The 20,953-nt window shown below is 37.2% G+C and carries 29 protein-coding genes; 20 read left to right on the forward strand and 9 right to left on the reverse strand.

Features of this window, described 5'->3' with window-relative positions; all coding sequences use genetic code 11:
* Positions 1 to 2: 2 nt before the first annotated feature.
* The 11 genes from EHS13_RS13870 (at position 3) to EHS13_RS13920 (ending at position 9,268) form a co-directional block, all read left to right on the forward strand.
* Positions 3 to 320 carry a GPW/gp25 family protein gene (locus tag EHS13_RS13870; protein ID WP_155700910.1) on the forward strand — a complete coding sequence of 106 codons (318 nt, stop codon included), beginning with the start codon at positions 3 to 5 and terminating at the stop codon, positions 318 to 320.
* On the forward strand, positions 317 to 1,435 hold the full coding sequence (locus EHS13_RS13875; RefSeq protein WP_155700911.1) for a baseplate assembly protein: 1,119 nt from the start codon (positions 317 to 319) through the stop codon (positions 1,433 to 1,435). The genes EHS13_RS13870 and EHS13_RS13875 overlap by 4 nt, the downstream gene beginning before the upstream one ends.
* A complete protein-coding gene (locus EHS13_RS13880; RefSeq protein WP_155705354.1) occupies positions 1,428 to 1,991 on the forward strand; it encodes a phage tail protein I in 564 nt (187 codons plus the stop codon). Before EHS13_RS13875 ends, EHS13_RS13880 begins: the two co-directional genes overlap by 8 nt.
* Complete coding sequence (locus EHS13_RS13885) at positions 1,991 to 4,390, forward strand: gp53-like domain-containing protein (protein ID WP_155700912.1); 2,400 nt, start codon at positions 1,991 to 1,993, stop codon at positions 4,388 to 4,390. The genes EHS13_RS13880 and EHS13_RS13885 overlap by 1 nt, the downstream gene beginning before the upstream one ends.
* Positions 4,391 to 4,405: 15 nt before the next feature.
* Positions 4,406 to 4,795, forward strand: a complete 390-nt coding sequence (locus tag EHS13_RS13890) for a hypothetical protein (RefSeq protein ID WP_155700913.1) — start codon at positions 4,406 to 4,408, stop codon at positions 4,793 to 4,795.
* Positions 4,796 to 4,823: 28 nt separating this feature from the next.
* Entirely contained in the window at positions 4,824 to 5,045 is a 222-nt protein-coding gene (locus EHS13_RS13895) for a hypothetical protein (RefSeq protein WP_155700914.1), read from the forward strand.
* A gap of 67 nt (positions 5,046 to 5,112) precedes the next feature.
* A complete protein-coding gene (locus EHS13_RS13900) occupies positions 5,113 to 5,613 on the forward strand; it encodes a phage holin family protein (protein ID WP_155700915.1) in 501 nt (166 codons plus the stop codon).
* Positions 5,610 to 6,830: a glucosaminidase domain-containing protein gene (locus EHS13_RS13905; RefSeq protein WP_155700916.1), complete on the forward strand. Its 1,221-nt coding sequence runs from the start codon at positions 5,610 to 5,612 to the stop codon at positions 6,828 to 6,830. Before EHS13_RS13900 ends, EHS13_RS13905 begins: the two co-directional genes overlap by 4 nt.
* 203 nt (positions 6,831 to 7,033) lie before the next feature.
* Positions 7,034 to 7,819 (forward strand): restriction endonuclease, encoded by a 786-nt coding sequence (locus EHS13_RS13910; RefSeq protein WP_319633425.1) that lies wholly within the window; start codon positions 7,034 to 7,036, stop codon positions 7,817 to 7,819.
* A gap of 31 nt (positions 7,820 to 7,850) precedes the next feature.
* Positions 7,851 to 9,035, forward strand: coding sequence for an MBL fold metallo-hydrolase (locus EHS13_RS13915; protein WP_155705356.1), 1,185 nt, complete (start codon positions 7,851 to 7,853; stop codon positions 9,033 to 9,035).
* A 20-nt stretch (positions 9,036 to 9,055) separates the two neighbouring features.
* On the forward strand, positions 9,056 to 9,268 hold the full coding sequence (locus EHS13_RS13920; RefSeq protein WP_155700917.1) for a DUF3006 domain-containing protein: 213 nt from the start codon (positions 9,056 to 9,058) through the stop codon (positions 9,266 to 9,268).
* Between the two features lie 69 nt (positions 9,269 to 9,337).
* On the opposite strand, the gene EHS13_RS13925 is transcribed toward EHS13_RS13920, so the two are convergent.
* Positions 9,338 to 10,006 carry an SOS response-associated peptidase gene (locus EHS13_RS13925; protein WP_155700918.1) on the reverse strand — a complete coding sequence of 223 codons (669 nt, stop codon included), beginning with the start codon at positions 10,004 to 10,006 and terminating at the stop codon, positions 9,338 to 9,340.
* A 251-nt stretch (positions 10,007 to 10,257) separates the two neighbouring features.
* On the opposite strand from EHS13_RS13925, the gene EHS13_RS13930 reads away from it, so the two are divergent.
* The 6 genes from EHS13_RS13930 to EHS13_RS13955 all read left to right on the forward strand — a co-directional run bounded on the left by EHS13_RS13930 (position 10,258) and on the right by EHS13_RS13955 (position 13,586).
* Positions 10,258 to 11,310, forward strand: coding sequence for an HNH endonuclease domain-containing protein (locus EHS13_RS13930; RefSeq protein WP_155700919.1), 1,053 nt, complete (start codon positions 10,258 to 10,260; stop codon positions 11,308 to 11,310).
* 69 nt (positions 11,311 to 11,379) lie between these two features.
* Positions 11,380 to 11,697: a nucleoside triphosphate pyrophosphohydrolase gene (locus EHS13_RS13935; RefSeq protein ID WP_155700920.1), complete on the forward strand. Its 318-nt coding sequence runs from the start codon at positions 11,380 to 11,382 to the stop codon at positions 11,695 to 11,697.
* 68 nt (positions 11,698 to 11,765) lie between these two features.
* Positions 11,766 to 12,044 carry a hypothetical protein gene (locus tag EHS13_RS13940; protein ID WP_155700921.1) on the forward strand — a complete coding sequence of 93 codons (279 nt, stop codon included), beginning with the start codon at positions 11,766 to 11,768 and terminating at the stop codon, positions 12,042 to 12,044.
* Positions 12,023 to 12,514, forward strand: coding sequence for a hypothetical protein (locus EHS13_RS13945; protein ID WP_155700922.1), 492 nt, complete (start codon positions 12,023 to 12,025; stop codon positions 12,512 to 12,514). The genes EHS13_RS13940 and EHS13_RS13945 overlap by 22 nt, the downstream gene beginning before the upstream one ends.
* 305 nt (positions 12,515 to 12,819) lie before the next feature.
* Positions 12,820 to 13,212 (forward strand): YhjD family protein, encoded by a 393-nt coding sequence (locus tag EHS13_RS13950; protein ID WP_155700923.1) that lies wholly within the window; start codon positions 12,820 to 12,822, stop codon positions 13,210 to 13,212.
* Complete coding sequence (locus EHS13_RS13955; RefSeq protein ID WP_155700924.1) at positions 13,197 to 13,586, forward strand: YolD-like family protein; 390 nt, start codon at positions 13,197 to 13,199, stop codon at positions 13,584 to 13,586. The genes EHS13_RS13950 and EHS13_RS13955 overlap by 16 nt, the downstream gene beginning before the upstream one ends.
* Positions 13,587 to 14,805: 1,219 nt before the next feature.
* On the opposite strand, the gene EHS13_RS13960 is transcribed toward EHS13_RS13955, so the two are convergent.
* The 5 genes from EHS13_RS13960 to EHS13_RS13980 all read right to left on the reverse strand — a co-directional run bounded on the left by EHS13_RS13960 (position 14,806) and on the right by EHS13_RS13980 (position 17,423).
* Positions 14,806 to 14,991: a lipoprotein gene (locus EHS13_RS13960; protein ID WP_155700925.1), complete on the reverse strand. Its 186-nt coding sequence runs from the start codon at positions 14,989 to 14,991 to the stop codon at positions 14,806 to 14,808.
* Positions 14,992 to 15,007: 16 nt separating this feature from the next.
* Entirely contained in the window at positions 15,008 to 15,772 is a 765-nt protein-coding gene (lepB, locus tag EHS13_RS13965) for a signal peptidase I (RefSeq protein ID WP_155700926.1), read from the reverse strand.
* Between the two features lie 215 nt (positions 15,773 to 15,987).
* A complete protein-coding gene (locus EHS13_RS13970) occupies positions 15,988 to 16,386 on the reverse strand; it encodes a hypothetical protein (RefSeq protein ID WP_155700927.1) in 399 nt (132 codons plus the stop codon).
* Between the two features lie 164 nt (positions 16,387 to 16,550).
* Entirely contained in the window at positions 16,551 to 16,952 is a 402-nt protein-coding gene (locus tag EHS13_RS13975) for a hypothetical protein (RefSeq protein ID WP_155700928.1), read from the reverse strand.
* A 201-nt stretch (positions 16,953 to 17,153) separates the two neighbouring features.
* Positions 17,154 to 17,423, reverse strand: coding sequence for a hypothetical protein (locus EHS13_RS13980; RefSeq protein WP_155700929.1), 270 nt, complete (start codon positions 17,421 to 17,423; stop codon positions 17,154 to 17,156).
* A gap of 229 nt (positions 17,424 to 17,652) precedes the next feature.
* Here EHS13_RS13980 and sda point away from each other — a divergent pair, with 229 nt between their 5' ends.
* Both sda and EHS13_RS13990 read left to right on the forward strand, forming a co-directional pair.
* The gene (sda, locus tag EHS13_RS13985; protein ID WP_162463106.1) at positions 17,653 to 17,823 is read left to right on the forward strand and encodes a sporulation histidine kinase inhibitor Sda; all 171 of its coding nucleotides are present in this window, start codon (positions 17,653 to 17,655) and stop codon (positions 17,821 to 17,823) included.
* Positions 17,824 to 17,846: 23 nt separating this feature from the next.
* Positions 17,847 to 18,641 carry a DUF2935 domain-containing protein gene (locus EHS13_RS13990; RefSeq protein ID WP_155700931.1) on the forward strand — a complete coding sequence of 265 codons (795 nt, stop codon included), beginning with the start codon at positions 17,847 to 17,849 and terminating at the stop codon, positions 18,639 to 18,641.
* Between the two features lie 146 nt (positions 18,642 to 18,787).
* Here the strand turns inward: EHS13_RS13990 and EHS13_RS13995 are convergent, their stop codons facing one another.
* Positions 18,788 to 19,015: a hypothetical protein gene (locus EHS13_RS13995; protein ID WP_155700932.1), complete on the reverse strand. Its 228-nt coding sequence runs from the start codon at positions 19,013 to 19,015 to the stop codon at positions 18,788 to 18,790.
* A 164-nt stretch (positions 19,016 to 19,179) separates the two neighbouring features.
* Here EHS13_RS13995 and EHS13_RS14000 point away from each other — a divergent pair, with 164 nt between their 5' ends.
* Positions 19,180 to 19,353 (forward strand): hypothetical protein, encoded by a 174-nt coding sequence (locus EHS13_RS14000; RefSeq protein WP_155700933.1) that lies wholly within the window; start codon positions 19,180 to 19,182, stop codon positions 19,351 to 19,353.
* A gap of 143 nt (positions 19,354 to 19,496) precedes the next feature.
* Here the strand turns inward: EHS13_RS14000 and EHS13_RS14005 are convergent, their stop codons facing one another.
* Together EHS13_RS14005 and EHS13_RS14010 are read right to left on the reverse strand one after the other, a co-directional pair.
* Entirely contained in the window at positions 19,497 to 20,552 is a 1,056-nt protein-coding gene (locus EHS13_RS14005) for a transglutaminase domain-containing protein (protein ID WP_155700934.1), read from the reverse strand.
* Between the two features lie 48 nt (positions 20,553 to 20,600).
* Positions 20,601 to 20,918 (reverse strand): recombinase family protein, encoded by a 318-nt coding sequence (locus tag EHS13_RS14010; RefSeq protein WP_155700935.1) that lies wholly within the window; start codon positions 20,916 to 20,918, stop codon positions 20,601 to 20,603.
* Between the last annotated feature and the right edge of the window lie 35 nt (positions 20,919 to 20,953).

Below are 20,953 nucleotides of genomic sequence, written 5' to 3' on the forward strand. Positions count from 1 at the left end.
TTATGCCTGAAGTAGTTATTACTGCAGAAGAAGAGGAGATCAACTTTGGTGCAACGGGAGTTAATGAGATTGCTCAAAATGTAAGAATGATCCTAATAACATCTGCATTTTCTTGTCCGATGTTTAGAGAATTTGCTTGGTCTCCAGAGATTGATGCTCCCATTAATGTAGCTCAAGCTCGGATGTCCGCCAGAATCGCTGATTCTATAAGTATATACGAACCGCGGGCGCAATTAATCAGTGTCGAATATAATTCAGATGTTATTAATGGTGTTATCAAACCCGTTGTTAAGGTAAATATCGATGAGGTGAGCCTATGAGTTTAACATCGCTTCCTGATATACAGTTTATTGATACAAATCCAGATACAATTCGCGATTCTGTTATCGCAGTCTATGAAGCAATTGCAGAGAAGAAACTGTATCCGGGAGATCCGGTGCGGCTTTTTTTGTTGTCGGTTTCTAATATAATCGTGCAACAGAGAGTCCTAATAAACATGACTGCTAAGCAAAATTTGTTGCGATATGCATTGGGTGATGTGCTGGATCATTTAGGATCCCGTGTTCAAACAGAGCGTATTGGTGCACAGCCAGCTGATGTGACGATGAGATTTACTTTATCTGCACCGCAATTAACTAATATAACAGTTGCAGCTGGCACGAAGGTCAGTCCGGATGGGACTTTGTTTTTCTCTGCTAATAAATCATATGTTATTGCTGCTGGAGAACTCTACACGTATGTTGTATGTAGCTGTTTGATTGATGGTGAAGAAGGGAATGGATTTGTTCCAGGGCAAATTAATATATTGGTGGATCCCATCGCCTTTGTCGCTTCTGTATTGAATACAACTATTAGCTCCGGTGGTGCTGAAATAGAAACCGATGATCATTACCGAGAAAGAATATATCTGGCGCCAGAAGCTTTTTCAGTAGCTGGTCCAACAGGAGCTTACGAATTTTGGGCGAAAGCAGCTGATCTAAAAATAATTGACGTATTCGTGCATTCCCCTAGTAATGGGGTTGTCGAAATTATTCCGTTAATGGAAGGTGGAGCACTACCGGATTCAGATGTTTTAGCTGCTGTGCTTGCTAAGTGTAATGATAAAACTATTCGGCCGCTTACAGATCAAGTTCAAGTAGTTGCGCCGGATCCAGTTAATTATGTTGTTACCGGTTCATACCACATTGCTTTCGAAGATGCTTCAGATGCTGCCAATATACAAATCGCAGTAACAGCAGCTGTTGCAGAATATAGGGTATGGCAAAAGTCGAAACTTGGCCGAGACATAAACCCTTCTGAGTTGACTCGAAGGATTTTAAACGCTGGAGCAAAACGAACTACGATTACAGCTCCCACTTATACAACAGTAGACAATACAGAGGTTGCAAACGATACAGGCGCTACGATGACATATGGAGGTGTTGACAGTGCGTGATATTTATTCCGTCTCACTGTTGGGCATATTGCCACCTTCATTAACATCGGACCCGCAGGTTCAAGCAGCTGCCCAAGCAATTGATGCCGAGCTTCAAATTGTGAGCGGAAAAATAAAAGACCTAGATCTTCTATATTCCATTGATCAACTCGATGATGTTTGGTTAGACGAATTAGCCTGGGCTTTACATGTAGATTTTTACGATAAGACACTTCTTATCGAGCAGAAGAGGGCTTTAATAAACAATTCGGATCGATGGCACCGTAGGAAAGGAACACCTTCTGCTGTAGAAGAACTTCTAGAGACAATGTTCGGCGATGGTACTGTTGTCGAATGGTACGATTTTGGTGGTGATCCCTACACATTCCGAGTAACAACCGTGAATTCAGCTGCTACCGATGAAGATGCCCAACAATTCTTAGATGCGATTAATTCAGTAAAGAATGTCCGCTCTAGGTTAGAAAGTATACAAATATGTGTTAGTGACGATTTAAATTTATATTTTGGAAACGTGATATATATTGGCGATTTTATTACAGCAAAGCAGGTGACATAATGGGTGCATTCGGTGGATTATTTATAACCAACAAAGGTCGGGCTCTTCAAGCGAAAGCTCAGACAGGGGTTGTTCTTGTGTTTAATCGCATAGCAATGGGTGATGGTACTATCACAAGTCAGGTCATTGCAGATCTAAATAGCCTAATTAGCCAAAAGAAAACCTTGGCTATTGAAAAGTTACGGACATTGGGAGCAGGAAAGGCAGTTGTAGGCGGGAGCTTTTCTAATGGCGATATAGTAACTGGGTTTTATTTTAGGGAACTTGGGGTCTTTGCGCAGGATCCAGACGAGGGAGAGATTCTTTATTGTTATGCTAATGCTGGTGCAGGAGCAGAATATATTCCTGCAGGCGGCGGTCCGGATATTGTTCAGAAATTTATCGATGTCGTCACAATCGTAGGTAATGTCGCAACAGTTAGTGCAACTATCAATGAATCTTTGGTTTTTACTACTGTTGCTGATTTTAATACACATAAAAATGCAGCTACTTTGGATCATCCTGACTCATCAGTGATAACCGCAAAGATTGCACCAAAAGCTGTAACAGCTGCAAAAATAGCAGATAATACAGTCGGTGCTGGACAAATGGTGGCTGGTGCGGCTACGGATACAGTTATTGGCAACCGAACACCTGTCGATACGGTTTCCGCAGTTGTTGGAGCGGATACTCCCACAAATCTATTTAGTAAGCTTGCTAATATGATAAAACAGATAACTGGTGGAGCTACTTGGGCTACAGCTGCGACTACGAATCTGGCAGCACTATTAACCGCAATGGGATTAAGAGCCACTATCTCAAATCCTGTTTTTACAGGAACAGTCACACTGGGGCAAGATCCTGCTTCAGCACTCCAAGCAGCCACTAAACAATATGTGGATGCTTATGCTTTAGGGTTGGATACAAAAGTATCCTGTAGGGCGGTAGCCACATCAAACATTACTTTAAGCGGCACACAAACCGTAGACGGTGTTGTTTTGGTTGTAGGGAACCGCATCCTGGTATCCGGTCAAACAACTGCTAGTCAAAACGGGATATATGTGGTCGCTGCTGGAGCATGGGCAAGGTCTTCTGATGCCGACACCTCAGCTGAAGTAACGAGCGGAATGTACACGTATATTGAGGAAGGTACTGCAAACGGCAAGAATGGTTGGAGTTTACTTACTGCTGATCCAATCGTACTCGGAACAACAGCTTTGACTTTCACTTTATTCAATGGACCAGGCTCGGTAGTAGCTGGCGCGGGGTTAAACAAAACGGGCAACACGCTTTCTATCCCAGCTTCTAGCGTTACAGATTCAATGTTCGGTACCCGAACCATCGTAGACAGTACCGCGCAGACAGGCGGAGCAGCCGCAGCACCTACAACATTATGGAGCCAATTGGGTAATATGATTAAAGGTATAACGGGTAAGGTGAATTGGTATACGTTACCCGTAGTAAGCCTGGAAACGTTAAACGTTACTACCCCTAAAGTATCGACGTCGGATATGACGTATTACGTTAGGACGGACGGAAGTAACAGCAACACAGGTTTAGGTAATACAGCAGGAGGGGCGTTCTTAACGATAGCGAAAGCCGTTTCTATGATTCCGCAAATATTGAATCATACTTATACCATTAGCATAGCAGCAGGTACCTATGCTGAAACAGTGAACATTACGGGTTTATCTGGTTCGGGTAACTTAGTAATAACGGCGGCGACTGTGATTAACGTTAACAACGTGAAAACGACCAGTGTAGGCGTTAGATTACAACTAAACAGCATAAACGCCGCTACAACTACGTTAGACGGTTTTTATATCGAGTATTGTCAATGGGTATATTTGCAATCCTGTCAATCCACGGGCATTACTGCCACGGGTAGCGGCGTTTTGTGTTATGGGTCAAAGGTAATAGTGTCAGGCGGTACATTCGCCAATAAAGCCAACGGAATAGCTTCTTCGGGAGTTGGGAGCCTTTATAGTTACTCAAATTCAGGTACTGGAAATACCCGAGGGCTATTCGCTATTGAATCGAGCGTTATAGGTATACAAAGCGGACAACCTTCAGGAGTTACAAACATGGCAACTTCTTCGGGGGGTGTAATTTCCCCGGACACAGGTGTTATTAACCCCTGGGGGGATAATACCAGCGCAATAAGCAAAGCTGCTAGCGGTTATCAAAAGTTCCCGAGCGGTTTAATTATTCAATGGGGCAATTTTACAGGAGTTGCGACAGGCGGTGTTATTACTTTTCCGCTTGCTTTTCCAACTTTATGTGCATCAGTAGTAGCAAATCTTACATCGGGACCTACATCACCAATCATAAGCGCCGCAAATTTTAGCACAACGAATACTAATATTTATTCTTCTACTGGCGCAACGATGAACGGCAGTTATGTAGCAATAGGGTATTAATAAGGAGGTTTTAAATTGGTTAACCAATACTACGCGAATGCAGACATTAACGGAAAGATCATCGGATTTTATAACGATGATGTGCATACAGAAGAACAGATTCCCGAAACCGCCATAGAAATTACGGAAGAACAATGGCAGGACGCGCTAAGTAACCCTCGTAAATACAGGGTAATTAGTGGTGTGTTTACGGCTCGAACTCAAGCTGAGATTGATCAAGAGATAGAAGACGAAGAAGCGAACGCTCCGCCCGTTCCGCCAACAGCTGAGCAAGAAATAGCATCTCTAAAAGCTGAAAATGCAGCTCTTGTAACAGAAACCGTAAGGCTCGCCGCTAGGGATGCCCAAATACAGGACGACCAAATGTTTATCCTAGAAGCCCTTATTGCAGCTGAAATAATTTAGAAACCTGTCATAGAGGGGAGGTGATAGAATGTCTGAAACACTTAGAGAACGAATGGCGCGAGGTTATGCTAACATGATCGTGATCGATGGTACCAGAACCTTTGCAACCATCCCTGCTGGCTATGTTGCAGAAGTGAAGATTTATAGTGCCAACACATTTACATTGGCTCAGATCGATGCAGCCTTTGCGAGAGAGTCAATAACAGAGTCAGAATGGCAAGAGATCGTTGCTCTCATTCCTGCAGCATAATTACAAAACTCATGCCCCGTTCATTCGGGGCTATTTTTTATGATAATTGAAGTAGAAAGGAGAAACTATGGACCGTTATTTAAAATCGATATTAAGCTTGGATACATTGCTTAAATATAAGAATGTAGCAACCGGTGCGGTTGGAGCTGCTGCAGCCCCATTTCTAGAGCAGGCATTTTCCTCGGGGAAGTTTTGGTGTTATTTGTTTTTGTTTTTGATTATTATTGGTGATTGGATCTCAGGGTCTGCAGCTGCTAGGAAGGATGGGACATATTCAAGCGAGTATGGTATTTCAGGAGTCCTTAGAACAACACTTATTTTATTGATACCATTTATAGGATTTGCATTGGATATGATATCTGTTCATGTTTTTAAAATTAGTCAGCCAGGTTGTGTCTATTACGCTCTTACTTTAATGTTGGCGCGGCATAGCGCGGAGAGTCTTACTGCAAACTCAGCGCGTGCTGGGTGGGATCGGTGGATCCCGAACAAAGTTCTCATTTATATTTCCTCAGAAATCCAAGCGAAAATAGAACGAAGTGAGAAGCAGAAAGGCGGAGGGAAATGATTACAAAAGAATTTATTGCACAAATAGCACCCTTCGCCGTTGCAGATCAAAAACGGTCAAGGGTGCTTTCTAGTATTACGATTGCACAAAGTATTCTCGAAAGTGCTTCTGGTGCTCATGCTCCTGGGTTTAATTTATTTGGTATTAAGAGCACGACAAATTCCGGCCAGTATCTTTGGACACAAGAATATGTAAACGGCAAGTATGTTCAAATCCAAGATTGGTTTATTGTCTATCAGGATTGGACAGGCAGTATCGCGGACCACAGTGCATTTCTGATCCGCAACACTCGATATGCTAAAGCGGGATTCTTCGTGTGTTGTGAAAAACTTGATTATATTGGAGCAGCTCTCTCACTACAAGCAGCAGGTTATGCTACTGATCCGAAGTATGCGTCAAAGCTTTTGAAAATCATAACAGATTACAATCTCGATAGTTACGATAAAGGAGCTCCTATGAAATATAATCCTCATATCACCAAGGAACGGATTGTTGAGGTGAACGGAAAGCTGAAATATATCCCTTTAACAACTGGTAAACCTTACGCCACAAAAGCAACGGATGTCCGATTGTTGAAGATGGACAAGTCCCGGATAACAATTAAATTTGTTGCTCGTAAAGGAGCTAAGGTCTCGGATCTAGTAAAGGAATTTAAAGCGGATTATGGATTCAATTTCCCTTTTTTCGATTCCAAGTCTCAGCTTCCTATCGGTACGGTTTATGATGGCTCTAAATTTATTAATGGTGCATCAGGCAAAACCTTAAAATGGAAAGAGTTATCTTCTCGATTGGGAGAGTTCTTTATAAGTGACTTAACCCAAATGAGTGACAGTAATTTTGTTGTCCAAGGTTCTCCGTTAGTAGTTAGCAATGGTCGAGCTAGTTGGGATTATTACAACAAACTCGAGGAAACAGCTCATGACATTGGCAAGGATATTAAAGGCAATCTGATCCGCTGCCAGAGAACATTTGTGGGAATAGATAAGAATGGAGATTTGCTGCTTGCTATTTCTGACGGCAGAACTAATTCGGATATTGGCCTAACCATTGAAGAGGAAGCTCTTTACATGTTGGATAAGGGTGCTGTAATGGCACTGAATGGCGACGGTGGGAGCTCGACAATACTAGCAAATCAATCAGGTGGATTGAATCAAGCGGAGAACGTAGGGAAGAACGAGAGGGCAGTACACCACGCTATGTTGATATTCTTTAAATAAAACTAAAGCCCTCACGCTATCATAGGTGGGGGATTTTTGTGTTTACACTTCCTCGATTAACTCCCCACCTTTACTCACCGAAATAACTCAGATTAGCACTACTGGGAACTATTGAGATTTGAATTAAATATTCAATTCTTAATTTAACCGTTAGCTTATGGAGGAATATGGTATCTCTTGTCGAATATTAGGTGACTAACTAATTGAGAAAAGGGATGGCATTAATGGCGAGAAGAAGAAAGAAGGAAGAAGTAGACTTAATTGAAAGTCTATTAATGATGTTATTATTAGCTACATTTTTCTTAGTACTCATTGCAACGAAATCTATTAAGATAAGTTTAATTTCGGATGGTGTTGTTTTTGTTATAATTCTAGGCATACTATATTACCGCCGAATGTTGCAAGAAGAAAAATTAATGAAGTCAGGAATAGCCGACATTGATAAAATGGATGGCCGTGAGTTCGAACATTATCTTGGTCATTTATTTAAAGGACATGGTTATTCTGTGCAAGTAACGCAAGCTGCAGGAGACTTTGGTGCAGATCTCGTAATCTCAAAAGATGGTAAGAAAATAGTAGTTCAAGCAAAGCGCTACAGTAAGAATGTAGGACTTAAAGCTGTTCAAGAAGCGCATTCATCAATGTCTTATTATGGCGCTTCAGAAGCCTGGGTAGTATCTAATAGTGATTATACAACTGCAGCTTATAGTTTAGCTAAGTCAAATAACGTTCGATTGATTACTCGAAATGAATTAATTGAAATGATATTAATAATGAACCCCACTGCTCCAATTGAGCCAGCAAAGGAAATATCGAATATAGTACCAGAATTAGTAATTCAAAAACAAACATTTGCCGATCCAATAATTGAAGATGTAAATTGCGGCAAATGCGGTGCAAATATGATTCGCCGTTCCGGTCCACGGGGTGTATTTTTAGGATGCGGTAATTTTCCAAAATGCAGGAATACAATAACCTTAAGTAGTTAGATTGCAGAAATAGATGGGAGAAATCAAAAAAATGTTGAAAAGTAAAATGCTAGCACTATTGATATCAATTTCATTACTATTACTGGGGTGTACTTCAACCGGTGCAGTGGATTCAAAAGAGACAGTTTCTAATCAAATTGAGACATCGCCAGTAATTAATGCTAAAGCTGAAACAGCAAAAGCAGATGTTTCTGCAAGCGGGATAACAAAGCTTGCAGCAGCAGTTAAAGGTACCCTAAAAGTTCACTTCATAGATGTAGGACAAGGTGCCTCACAATTAATTGTTTCACCAAACGGTAAAACGATTTTGATTGATGCTGGAAACAACGATAAAGAAGAGTTGATCGTAAAGTACTTGAAAAAAGAAAATGTTAAAAAAATAGATATTCTTATCGGAACACATCCGGATGCAGATCATATTGGTGGCTTGGATGCAGTTATAGACAATTTCGACGTTGGAAAAATTTATATGCCTAAGATACAAGCAAACACAGAGACATTTAAAGATCTTCTGAGCTCAATTCAAAAGAAAGGCTTGAAAGTCACAACAGCCAAATCAGGTTTAGTACTTGATTGGGAAAAAGATATTAATGTAGAAATGATTGCCCCAGTTGGTACTTATGATGATACAAATGAAATGAGCGCTGTTATCCATTTAACCTATGGCAGTAACTCATTCCTCTTAACGGGTGATGCCGAGGCTTTGAGCGAAGCGGATATATTAAAATCGAAGGTAAATCTAAAGTCCGACGTTCTAATGGTTGGCCATCATGGTTCAAAAACTTCAACGAGCACAAATTTTCTTAAAGCCGTTAACCCGAAATATGCCGTTATTCAAGTTGGAAAAGGCAATAAATACGGACATCCGACTGAGGAAGTGTTAAAGAAGTTGAATGATAAGAAAATAAAGATATACAGGAACGATACACAAGGTAATATTATTTTTTCATCAAATGGTAAAGATATTACTGTGAAGTCGGAAAAAGCAGGTGTAGTAACGCAAAAGCCAACAGCTAAGCCTACGGTCAAAGCAACCACTAAGCCTACACCAAAAGCCACTGCAAAGCCTACAAGTAAACCTGCGGTTGTTCAAGGGGATGTGTACTATAAAAATTGTACTGCTGTTAGGGATGCAGGAGCAGACCCGATTTATGAAGGAGATCCAGGATATAGTAGCAAACTCGATAGAGATGGTGACGGTGTTGCGTGTGAGTAAAAATAGGGAGGGTTATATGTATGAAGGGAATAGTTGATCGTTTTGAAGGAGAATTTGTAGTTATTGAAATAGATGGCGTAACTAAAGATATTACAAAATCTGATGTTGATAACAATGTTAAACCAGGTGATAGCGTTTGTCTCGTAGATGGTATTTGGATTACCGATCAAGCTGAGACAAAGAGTAGGACAAAGGAAATTGCGTACTTAATGGACAATGTCTGGGAAGATTAAAATATAGTTATTAATGTATAGGAGTCGGTTCTTTTGAGCTGGCCCCTATATTTTTTTATGCGAGTTTGTTTAATTTACTTCCTCGATTAACTCCGCGTTCTGGTTCTTAACACTGCCTACATCTTTGCTCACCGGATAAGCCCTCATTCTATCCATAGGAAACGGCTGCAGAATTGCCTTTAATTCCTCTACCGATTGACTTTTATCCAACCACTTATGTTCATCCTCAACACTCAATATCATCGGCATGCGATCGTGAATATCAATCATAAGTTCATTCGGATTTGTAGTAATTATTGTGCAGCTTTTAATTTCCTCACCCTCAGGACTTGTCCATGATTCCCACAAACCGGCCATAGAAAAGATGAGCTGATCTTTAAGTAATATTCGATATGGTTGCTTTTCCGCCCCATTCTTTTTCCACTCGTAGAAACCATCTGCTGGAATTAAGCATCTGCGCTGCTTAAATGCATTTCGAAAAGATGGTTTTTCTGCAACTGTATCTGCTTTTGCATTTATCAAGTTGTACCCGATTTTTGTATCCTTCGCCCAAAACGGAATGAGCCCCCACCTAAAGGCATCGATTTTAGTAATACCCTCATCATTTAAGATAACAGGTACCCGATTAGTCGGTGCCACGTTGAAGCGCGGTGTGTGATATCTATTTGTTGGTTCCTCAGCTGCATATCTAGCTATCAGTTCATCCTCTGAAACAGTAATTGTGTATCGTCCGCACATATTAAACACCTCCGAAGTTCGTATTACTATAATATAAACCATTCAAAGTATCTTATAAACATGTTAGACTAAACTAAGTGTTAAACTACCACGAAAATTCATTTTCATCTTCTGTGTGCTACGCTGGTCTCGCAGTGCATGAATGGCTAACGGGAGGATAGTTTAATATTTACTTTGTAGAATTTACGAAAGTATTGCTAAAAGGAACAATGTAAAAATCTCCGAAATAATTCTCCAAGAGGAATGATATTATGAACGAGTTTTTAAAAAATGATAAAACTTTAGAAAGCCAATTTAGATCTATCTTTTTGTTTGGTAAGAACGTTGCAACTTATAAATTTGCCTTAGCAAAATCCTTATTAGAACTAGGACAATCTGATAAAGGATTTGTATCTTTAGAGGAACTATCACCAATATTTGCTAAGCATATGTTGGAACACGTAAGAAGAGATAAAAGGCAAATTACAAGTAGTAGTTCAAAATTTATTCAAGCTTGTCAGCTCTTTGATAAAAATCAAATAACTTATGATCAATTACTACTAATAACTGAAAAACAAGGGTTCAATAATGTGATAGATGCTTTTCATAATCTTCCAAATACTAGTTTGGAGAACTATTTTTTTAAAAAGGACATACAGGGCAGGAGGTTAGGAATTACCTTAACTGACGACCTATATATGTTAAATCAAGGAACTCAAGTTGAAAATATGTTTGAGGAAATTGAAGGAAGATGGAGTTTAGTTGAGGCAGCATGGAGCGAAAAAAATACAAATTTAGAAGTAAAATATGATTTTGATTTAGAAGAATTGTTTGCTTTTAGACCGGTCACTCCTGAAGGTTACTTAAATTCCCACAATAGGATTTCATTAACCCCTGTAAGAAAACCACTGAATGGATATCAAAAAGGGAAATGTTTTTATTGTTATGGTCCAATTTCAATAAATAGCAACGAAATTAATACTTGCGATGTTGATCATTTTATTCCATTAAGTGTTCAGTATAATTCTACCAGTGATTTAGACTTAAATGGCGTATGGAATTTAGTGTTAACCTGTTCTGACTGTAATCGAGGCGAAGAAAATGGCAAATTTGCACGATTACCAAAATACGATTTATTACAGAGACTTCATAAAAGAAATGAGTACTTAATAGAAAGTAATCACCCTCTAAAGGAAACATTAATAATGAGAACTGGACTGAATTCGGATAACCGGAAGACTTTTCTAGAAAGAAGATTTATTTTTGCTAAAACATTTAAAGCTGCTGAATGGGAACCCAGTTTTGAAAAAGCTGATGGTTTTTAGCAACTGCCAGATGGCCCCATATCCATCATTTTTTATTATATGACTAAATTTATATTAAAGGAGAATTAGATGAAAATTTATAATAAACTAATTCGTGATAAAATTCCTCAAATCATGGAATCAAAAGGAGTTATGTATTCTGTCTCTGAGTTAAGTGAAGATGAGTATTCAAAAAAGCTTAACGAAAAGCTTCAAGAAGAGCTTGATGAGTACTTAACTGCAAGTCCAAGTGACCAGGTTGAAGAGTTAGCAGACCTAGTTGAGTTGGTGTTTGCGTTACTCGAAAACAAAGGTGTGTCCATTGAGGAGTTTGAGGAAATAAGAATAAAGAAGAGAGAAGATCGTGGAGGATTTGAAAAAAGATTGTTGCTAATTTCTACTGAATGAAAAACTGATTTTTACGGTCATCAAGAATATCCAATATAGTTATTATATAAAAGAAGGGATGAAATGATATGAAAATTTATGAACATCCTGTTTTTTTTCCCAAAAAAGAAATATTTGATTATCATATTTTTCAAGATGAATGGGTTTGGATAGTTCAAAATGTAATAAATGAATTTGAAGGGCGTTATTTTGAAATGAATTTCCTGGAAAAAATTGAAATTCTAGACGATGAAGTTGAATCAAAACTGTTTAAATTCCAAATAGAATTCCATAATAATTTAAATGAAATCAAAAAAGCTTTAAATCTATTACCTCCTTCAATTCAATGGAATTTGAATCTAATTTAAAGAGGGTGGTATCAACCATTGATAGGGAAGTTATTGAAGTGTTACATAAGTATCGTGACTTTGTTCCAAACTTTACTGCGCTATTACTATACTTACACAACTATCAACTTGAGAAAAATTATTTACAAATGGAGCCAGATAATCTTAGGAAAAAATTCAATTGTTTTTCAAAAACTCTAAAGGAAGCAATGCGGGAACTATCAGATTATAAAGATACATATTATAGCGAACATCCTGTTAAACGACCTTCAGAACTTGAAAAAATAATTTTTTTACTTCTTAGAGTGAATGTACGTATGTGGCTTGACAAATGTAGATTGTGCCAAGCACAAGATGCAGCTAAAAAACTAATTTTAGAGGAATACAGTTATTTTCTTTTAGGTGAATTACAAATATGCGATAGTAATCAAAATAAATTTCCCAAGTTGAATGAATTTATTCAATACTTGGAAGATGATAATGACCTATAGATACGAAGCAATTGGTTGAATTTTCTTACAATCTCATCTCTGATACTCACAACCACAGCATAATAGTTCCATTTCTATGCTAACGGAACACGATACTGGAATTGCTTGATACTGAGTAGTTCCTTTTTCTTTTACTAAAGGTTACGGTATAAGCCTTCATTCGAGCTACTGGGAAAGGCCTTTTTCTATTTGGGAAAAATTATTATCAGATCGGGGTTCTTATTTATAAAAATATCTATTGAAATAAGAATGCATGTTCGCATATAATACATATACTAAAGGAAACGAACGTTCGGAGTGATTACATGGAGAATATGATTACAGAGGAAGAAATGTGGATGATTTACGATTATATTACCTTATCTGTGGTCTCGGATGTGATTGACCACGAAGTAAAAAAGGTCGACGAAGTTAATTTTAAATTCCCAACAATAATAAAAGGGATGTACCGGCAGAGACAAGATTTAATATTTAAAGATATATTCAACCTCAAAGTTCTTTTGACTGGAAGAGGAATAAAGATTTATAAAAAAAAGAAGATTGCAGATGGGGTAGAGTACAAGTTTAGTTGCCGTGCTCAAGAACACACACTATATTACCTTTCTGAAACACTTAAAATACAAGCAAGTATGAAAATGTGCGAGTTGTTAGATGTAGACCAATCGAAATGTGAGGTAGCGATATGGCAAAAAAATTAGAAGGTAATGGAATGTGGGAAAGCAGTAGAATGATGCTGCCAGAACATAGGGAGGAAATTCTTAAACAGAACAAGGCAATTAAAAAGCTAATTAAACCAGTGTTGGATGAGCAAGAGGTTGCTGTGATTAACCAGGCAATTGAAAGTGCAATAAAAACGAATGCAACTATTATTCTAACGGTATTTGGCAAATACGAGCTGAGGAATATTTCAGGCATAGTTTTAAAATTAGATTTAATGCTGCAAATGGTCAAGATTATTCTTGAGGATCCTTATGCTGAACAAGATGAATGCGAGTGGGTACCGTTAAGAAATATTCTTAAGGCCGAAGTTAAAGAGGTAGAGGTTTGGGATGAGGGAGATATTGATTGGTAATTTCACAATGTAAAATGGAGCTAAGGTGAAAACGATAGGCGATGGAACTGAACGTGTGTTAAAATAAATTAATAACTTATTTTTATATTATTATTAGTCCAACGATTATATATGAAAAATGGTAACGTAAATGGTAACAAACTGTTTAAAATGTGTAATAGTAATTATAGGCTAAATCCTTATAGAATATGGATTTATGGACTTATCAAAACTTAATAATGCACTTTCTTTTGCTCAGTTGGTTAGAGCGGTCGGCTCATAACCGATTGGTCGGGGGTTCGAGTCCCTCAAGGCCCACCAAAGAAAAACCCTTATTCTATAAGGCTTTTTTTATTTTTAGGGGTTATTACTAGACTCATATAAATCACTAAAAATCATACTCAAAATAAAATTTGATAACATTTGATAACAAGAATTAGTTATCCACAGGTTTTGTAGGATTTCTAGATGCATTTATCGATTGTTCCATGATTAATACAGCCTCGTTTTGCATAGTACCTCGAATCTTGTAAACGTATTTGCTTAACCTCTGCTTTTTTTGCAAGAACAATCTTCGCTTCAGTAATTCGCTTCGGTTTAATAAGACCCCCATTGTCGTAGCAGCAAACTAAATTATTATCCTAACCCCAGCAAAAAAAGTCAAACAAGGGTTCTGTATATGCACCTTCGCTCAGGAGGATAACTAAAAATTGGATGATTGAGGTGCTTTTTACTTTTACATACTGAATTAGTTCGATTTACTGGAAAACCTCCTTATAATTAACGATAAAATGCAAATATGGAGCATTTAGATGGAATTCCTATCGCTAATAGTTTAGAAAAACGGAGATTCTGCAAAAATTCGAAGTTTTATAGGGAGCTTTTCACGTTGAATTAGGATTTAATTATATATTAGTTAATTTTACATGAGGATTTCCTGATAAAATAGAAATCTCCAGCAACATGTCTGAAGATTACTTTATTAAACACATATGTTTATGGGTACATTTAATATAAAGGTTGAATACTGAATTTAATTTGAAGGTAGCCTAAGAGTCTTATGAATTGTTTGCAATAAATTTTACGATGCCAATCAATACTAAAAATAAAATAAAACACAAAAATACCCACAATACCATTTTCATCGATATCCACCTACCTTAAAGTTAACTACTCACAACTAATTCCATCGCACCTTCTACGACTTTTATTATTTTGTCATTCCTCCTTTTTGTTTCATCTATTTCAGATAAATCGGGGATTCTGTAGCAGCCAAAGTAGGTTGAACTTGGTTACCTTCAATTTCAGTTCCAGTTTCTATGACTCCAGGCTTTGATTGGGGAATATATGGGCTCGCTGGAGCTGTGTGTTTGGAACAAGCTGAAAGGGTTAGAACAAATATTATTAGAAGAATAAATTTTTTCATTAATTGCAGCTCCAATTTACAATTTCTTATTGAATACTATTTTTCCATTATCGTAGATAACAAACAACGCTTTCCCTATTATATTATCTTTAGTAATCGGACCCATAGCACGACTATCATGACTCTGTGCTCGATTATCTCCCATCACGAAGTACGCGCCTTCCGGAACGGTATATTGGGCAAAATCCATATTATCTTTTTCATTTAGATAGGGCTCATTAATTTCGTTGCCATTTAAATAAAGACTATTATTTTTTACTTCTACAGTGTCACCGCCTATACCAATAATTCTTTTTACATACATTTTCCCTTCAGGCGCATTAAAAATGATAATGTTACCGTGCATTAGGTTATTAGTATTTGTAGTAATCATAAATCTAGTATTAGCAATTAAAGTTGGCTGCATAGAAGGCCCATCCGTAATAAATGTTCGAAGACCCGCTATATTTCGTTCTGACATAAAAAAGACAAGGGGCATCACAAGAATGATTAGTAAATAGATATACCATTTATTTAAAGCGGTTCTTTGGATGGATTTTCTTTTTATTGAAATTGTAATTGTATCAATCAATATGTAAAGATTGAATAGCAGTATTACTCCAATCATATTGATAAAACCTTGGAAGGAAGTAAGTAAATTACTGACAGAAAATATTATGACGATTATCATTGGAAAAAATAAAAAAACGATACCTTTTTTCAATTGACCATTGTAAATTTGTCCGGTACCAGGTGTAACTAATGAAAATAATGCAGCTAAAAAAGGGTTTCTCTTGATCACATCGATTGCTCCTAATTGTTTATTATTTACTTATTTGTCTTAGTTCATCTACGTTTAAAAAAATCAATAATAAATGGGTGAAGGGGTATTTAGCAAAAGGTGATTTACTCTATTCTTGTAAAAATTAGTCTATCAGATATAGGTAATTAATACCATATAATTTCATTAGACAGAAGGTTTCTTTCTTTATGAAAAATACTTAATTACTACACGTTTTACCACTTTGCTAGACATGCCATCTCATTGTTAGTTTCTACAAAGCTAAATAGGCTTTGAATATTCATCTGTAGCACTTCTTCAATATCTAAGATGCGGACCAGCATATACTCTATATCTGAAATTATGAGTTCTTCATTATTGGTATTAAATCGTTTATGAATAGAATGGAGGGAAATGCCAATACTTTCTCGTTCCTTCCAATTACGAAAAAGGTCTTCCATTTGTACTATTATGTATAAAGGCTTTGCATCAAAAACATTGGTTGTAAATTGTTCATATGGAGAATTAAACGACACATAGAAGCGCTCCAATTGCCATTCAAGAGTGTGGATAGGCAAGAGCATCCAGATGGGAGCTAATAACCCATCATCCAATTGATCATAATAAATTTTCAATATAAAGCCTCCTGTTTTAGCGTAAAGCTGAAATATAGCTCTAGTATACCAAAAACAGAACAAATGTTCTAGTTGTGAATTAAAATATTTAATCTTTTGCACCAAAAAAATATGAGAAAGCCCATGAATTAATCCATGGGTTACTTGATTGTGCTCTATTTGAATTAGAGCGAAATATTTAAAACTACTTGATTTTTCAAAATACCATACGCATCGATCTTCTTATTAGTATATTTTTGTTTTAATGTATTGGCATATTTTGTGGATAGTTCTTTAATAGCTTTTTCGTCCGTTCCTTCTTTAAAAGTAATAGAGGCGACAGCTTTATCCCCTGTCAAATACACTTTGCCGCTTTGAACGATTTTTTCGCTTGTTAATTTTTTTGTTAATTCTTGATCCTGTTCTATTGTGTTAATAGCGGTTGGAGTAGCGTTTGGCGATTCAACATTACTTGTTGCAGTAGGGGCTTGGTTTGGGGCGTTGTTTTCTTTAGAACACCCAAGCGGTATTGTTAAAATTAAAGCGGAAACAATTGTGAATATAATTTTTTTCTTTTTCAATGACATATGTCTCACTCCTTCTCTGGTTATATTATTAACCTTAATTAGAGATTTTTAAACAATTTGGCATTTCACATAGATAGAATTAGCTATTTATTTCACTTTTTCGATCAATTTCACCTACTGTTTCTACACAACTAAAGCAAAATAAAAAGCCCTCAAATGATGAGGACTTTCATTGTTCAGAGCTCCATAAGCCAACTAAAATTAAAATTTTGTAACATATACGCCGTCATAGGCAATTACTTTTTTACCGTTCCATTTAGCTTTCTTGGCTTCAACAAGATCAGTTGTTGTCCTTGCAAATTCTTCTCTTTCTCCTTGCTCTATCAAGTACAATATTTGTTTACAATCTATTTTACTACCTTCTAAATGCTCAATATAACTAATCAGCATGTTAACGTCTTTTGCAACTTTAGAATCGGTAATTGGGTTGGCTTTGTAGAAAGAAATTATTTGTTTAATTTGATCGATCATCCCTATTCCTCCCGGACATTTGAATGTATCTAGCTAGCTCAAAAAAGCCACTTTAATTTAGTATAAACTAAATTTGATAGTTTAAAACAATTTTTATTAATTCACATTCTGTTCGCTTGAATTTAGAATATATGTTCGTATATAATGAATGGAAACAGATGTTCTTTTTTTGCGATTTTTGTAGAAGAACCGACCTTAAGGTCGAATTATAATAATGGGGGGACTGCTAATGGAATTTTTGGATGATTATGAACTTATTCAAACTCTTGAAATGGCCGAACAAATAGGGTGCGATGAACCTTTTTTATTATTGCTTTCTAAGGAAATAAATCGCCGTGAATTACAATGCAATTTAACAAAAAAGTCTATCCCTCTAAACCCGATCATACCCTGTAAGTAGGTCTTATTACAGGAGGAAGCGGAATGAGCGATCGGTTTGTGGTTCAATCATTGGATGAAATCCGGTTTTGGTCGAGGATTATGAAGGAGCATTCATTCTTTTTAAGATTGGGATTTCGTTGTGAGGATACGCAGCTCATCAACGAAGCGAATCACTTCTACAGGGTTTTTGAAGGTATCGAGCAGCGATCTCATTCTTTCCAAGGCGATGTAGATCCTACAACCATTCAACAATTTAATATTGAGGTACATTCAGCAGTTTCACATATATGGGTTTTTAAACGCAGAATTTTAGATTTGATTCTGACCTGCCGACTTCCTGGGCAGAACAATTTTCCGTTGTTAGTGGATCATACTAGCAGAGAGGCTAATTACTTCCGAAATCGTTTGGTGGAGCTGAATCAAGGGAAGCTTGAGCCGCTTCAGGATGCGATCATTGATGAGAATGTATTTTTCCTAAGAATCATGGCAGATCATGCTAAATTTATTGGGCATTTGCTAGATCCATCCGAACGTAAGCTAGTGGAACAAGCGCGCGAGTTCAGTCATGACTTTGATGAGCTTCTATATCAAGCCAAAGAATTGGATTTTATGAGACCACAATCGCAAACGGCTCCGTTATTAACTCAAATGCTCGATCAGAATAAAGTATCAGTCAAATCGTTACGTGATTTCAAACAAACAGCAAGAGACTTAATCGAGCAATGCAAAATTAAAAGCATTATCCATCCACTGTTGGCGGATCACGTTTTTCGTGAAGCGGAGCGCTTTTTAGAAATTATAGATATGTTTGAAGCTGCATTAAACAAGAAGTCCTGAGAAGGGCTTCTTTTTGCTTAAGAAAACAAGAAACCTACAACCATTTGGCTGTAGGCTTCTTTATATATTTCAAAAAAGGGGGTATTTATAATATACACTTAGATAATTAACTGGAGATTAACGCAAGGTTACATTTGTGTTACAGCCTAGCCGAAGATATTTAAATGTTGTCCGAGATTTTCTTGAACGCTTTTTTCCATATAAACAATCTTATCCAGTGTACTGTAGGGGTTTTTATTCGGGTTGGCAATAAATGCTTTCGTACGACCTATGTAATTATTGAAAAATGGTGAGTTTTCTTCATCTCTAGTATATGTATTTAGGACAGTTGGCGCAGTAACGGGTTCTACTCGTGAAATTGCGTACAAGGGCATAATCATTACCTCCATCATTTTTTGTTTTCGTTTATATTTACATATAACCAATTAGTCTATGATTGAAACACCAATTAAATTCTTTATAGTGTTTAGTTCCCCCATATTGTGTGTATATAAATCGTAGCACGTATGATATCTCTAGCCTGTGGAGGAGTGGTAGAATGACAGATAACCATGACAGAATAAATGTTATTTTGGGCATTACAGAAGAAATTTACGAATACTACAAAATAAAAGCATCTAGAAATGGTACTGACATCGATACCCAATTTATTCTAACCTTAATCGAAAATATGAATGTTGAGCAATATACCAAAGAGTTTCCTACCAAATAATTTCTCCCTATTAGACAGAAAGAGACCTACAGCCAAAACCGCTGTAGGTCTTTATAATTTATATTTCAAAAAAGGGGGTAGTTCTAATATACACCTATTATATTATCAGGAGATGGTGATTAGGTTACATTTAGATTACAAAGCTATGCATATTTAAAGTATAAAACTAGAGTTGTGATGCCATCTTTGTCTCTTTGCGCGGAATACTCGATTGTTCTAACACCTAGTTCTTTCTTATTGACGGCTGCGCTTTGCAAATCTTTGACTAAATTTCGAGATGCGAGTTTATAGAGTAAGGTTAGCTTTGGATCCTTTCGGGACATGGCAGCTTCGATCTTTGTCTTAAGGCCTTGCACGGTAGAAATTACCTCAGCTTTTGTCTCCGCTTTAATTGCTTTGTCCGTTTTTGCAGCTACTTTTGTTTTATCTTTATAGATAGTTGTCGCTGCTGGATAATTACCCCGAACCCAAGTATGGTCTTTCCCCAGCTCAGCATCCGTCAAGTTAAAGTAGGTATCAATGATTCGCCCTTTCTCAAAAGGTACAGGATCATCAAAGGTGGTATCAAGCTGATACCAGCTGCCTCCAATGAACACCAAATTCCAAGCGTGTGATCTTCCTCCAGCATGACCTTCCACAATCCGATTTTTTATCCCAACTTCATCTAACATGCGATAAGTAAGCAAAGCAAAACCTTGGCAGACTGTTTTTCCCTTTGTTAAGGCGGCATAGGCTGAATAATTCACGAGATTCGTATCATAAGCTATATGAGAAACAATATAATCGTGAATGGCTCGTTCCTTTTGAAAATCATCCATTGTCGGTTTGATAATGTCTTTAAGTATTTGTTTAACCTGAGTGGTTACATAGGCAGTTTGGGTTTTATTCTCCAAGTAGGTGATGGTAAAGGTGGCTTTAATCCCGGATGATTTGGTTTCTTTGGCTGAATAGCTGTAACCACCGATGATGTAGTGCGTATAGTCGTTTACTTTTATCGCTGCTTTGATTAGGGTATCTAGTTGTTTAAGCTGAGCTTTATTGGCAATGGTAATGGAAAAGCTTCGATCCTGATTAAGCAGATGAGCTACAAGAGTTTTTGATAGCACAGAGTTATCCGTAGTAGTGGTAGCAGCAAAGCCTTGGGTAGGCATTAAAAGGCTAAATATCAGAATAAGTAAGGTCATTCTACGATGTATCATCCGATCTACCTCCTTATCACAATGAGGAAACTTTAATTTCTGAATCGTTTAGGTTACAATTGAGGGAGCAACGACAACAACAACGTCATACGAATAAAGTTTATTTAAAAGCTCTTCAATGAAGCTTTGGCTGCGAAATAAACGATCATAGCTCGAGATAATAATCAGATCGAATTTATGTGATTCAGCATCAACAAGCATTTGTTTCATTCCTATTCTATCGAGCTCATGTGCACTAATGCCTTTATCCTCATAGATATTAACGACTTGCCAGCCCTTACTATGCGCATATTCCCTACATTGCTGAAGCTGATTCTGAGTTTCGTGCTCCAATGAGCCCGTTCTGGCGTATAGGGCTGCTTTCATACTGGTGACCTCCGTGTCAATCTTGTATTACTGTC

The sequence above is a fragment of the Paenibacillus psychroresistens genome (assembly GCF_009728935.1).
Classification (GTDB): Bacteria; Bacillota; Bacilli; order Paenibacillales; family NBRC-103111; genus Paenibacillus_AC; species Paenibacillus_AC psychroresistens.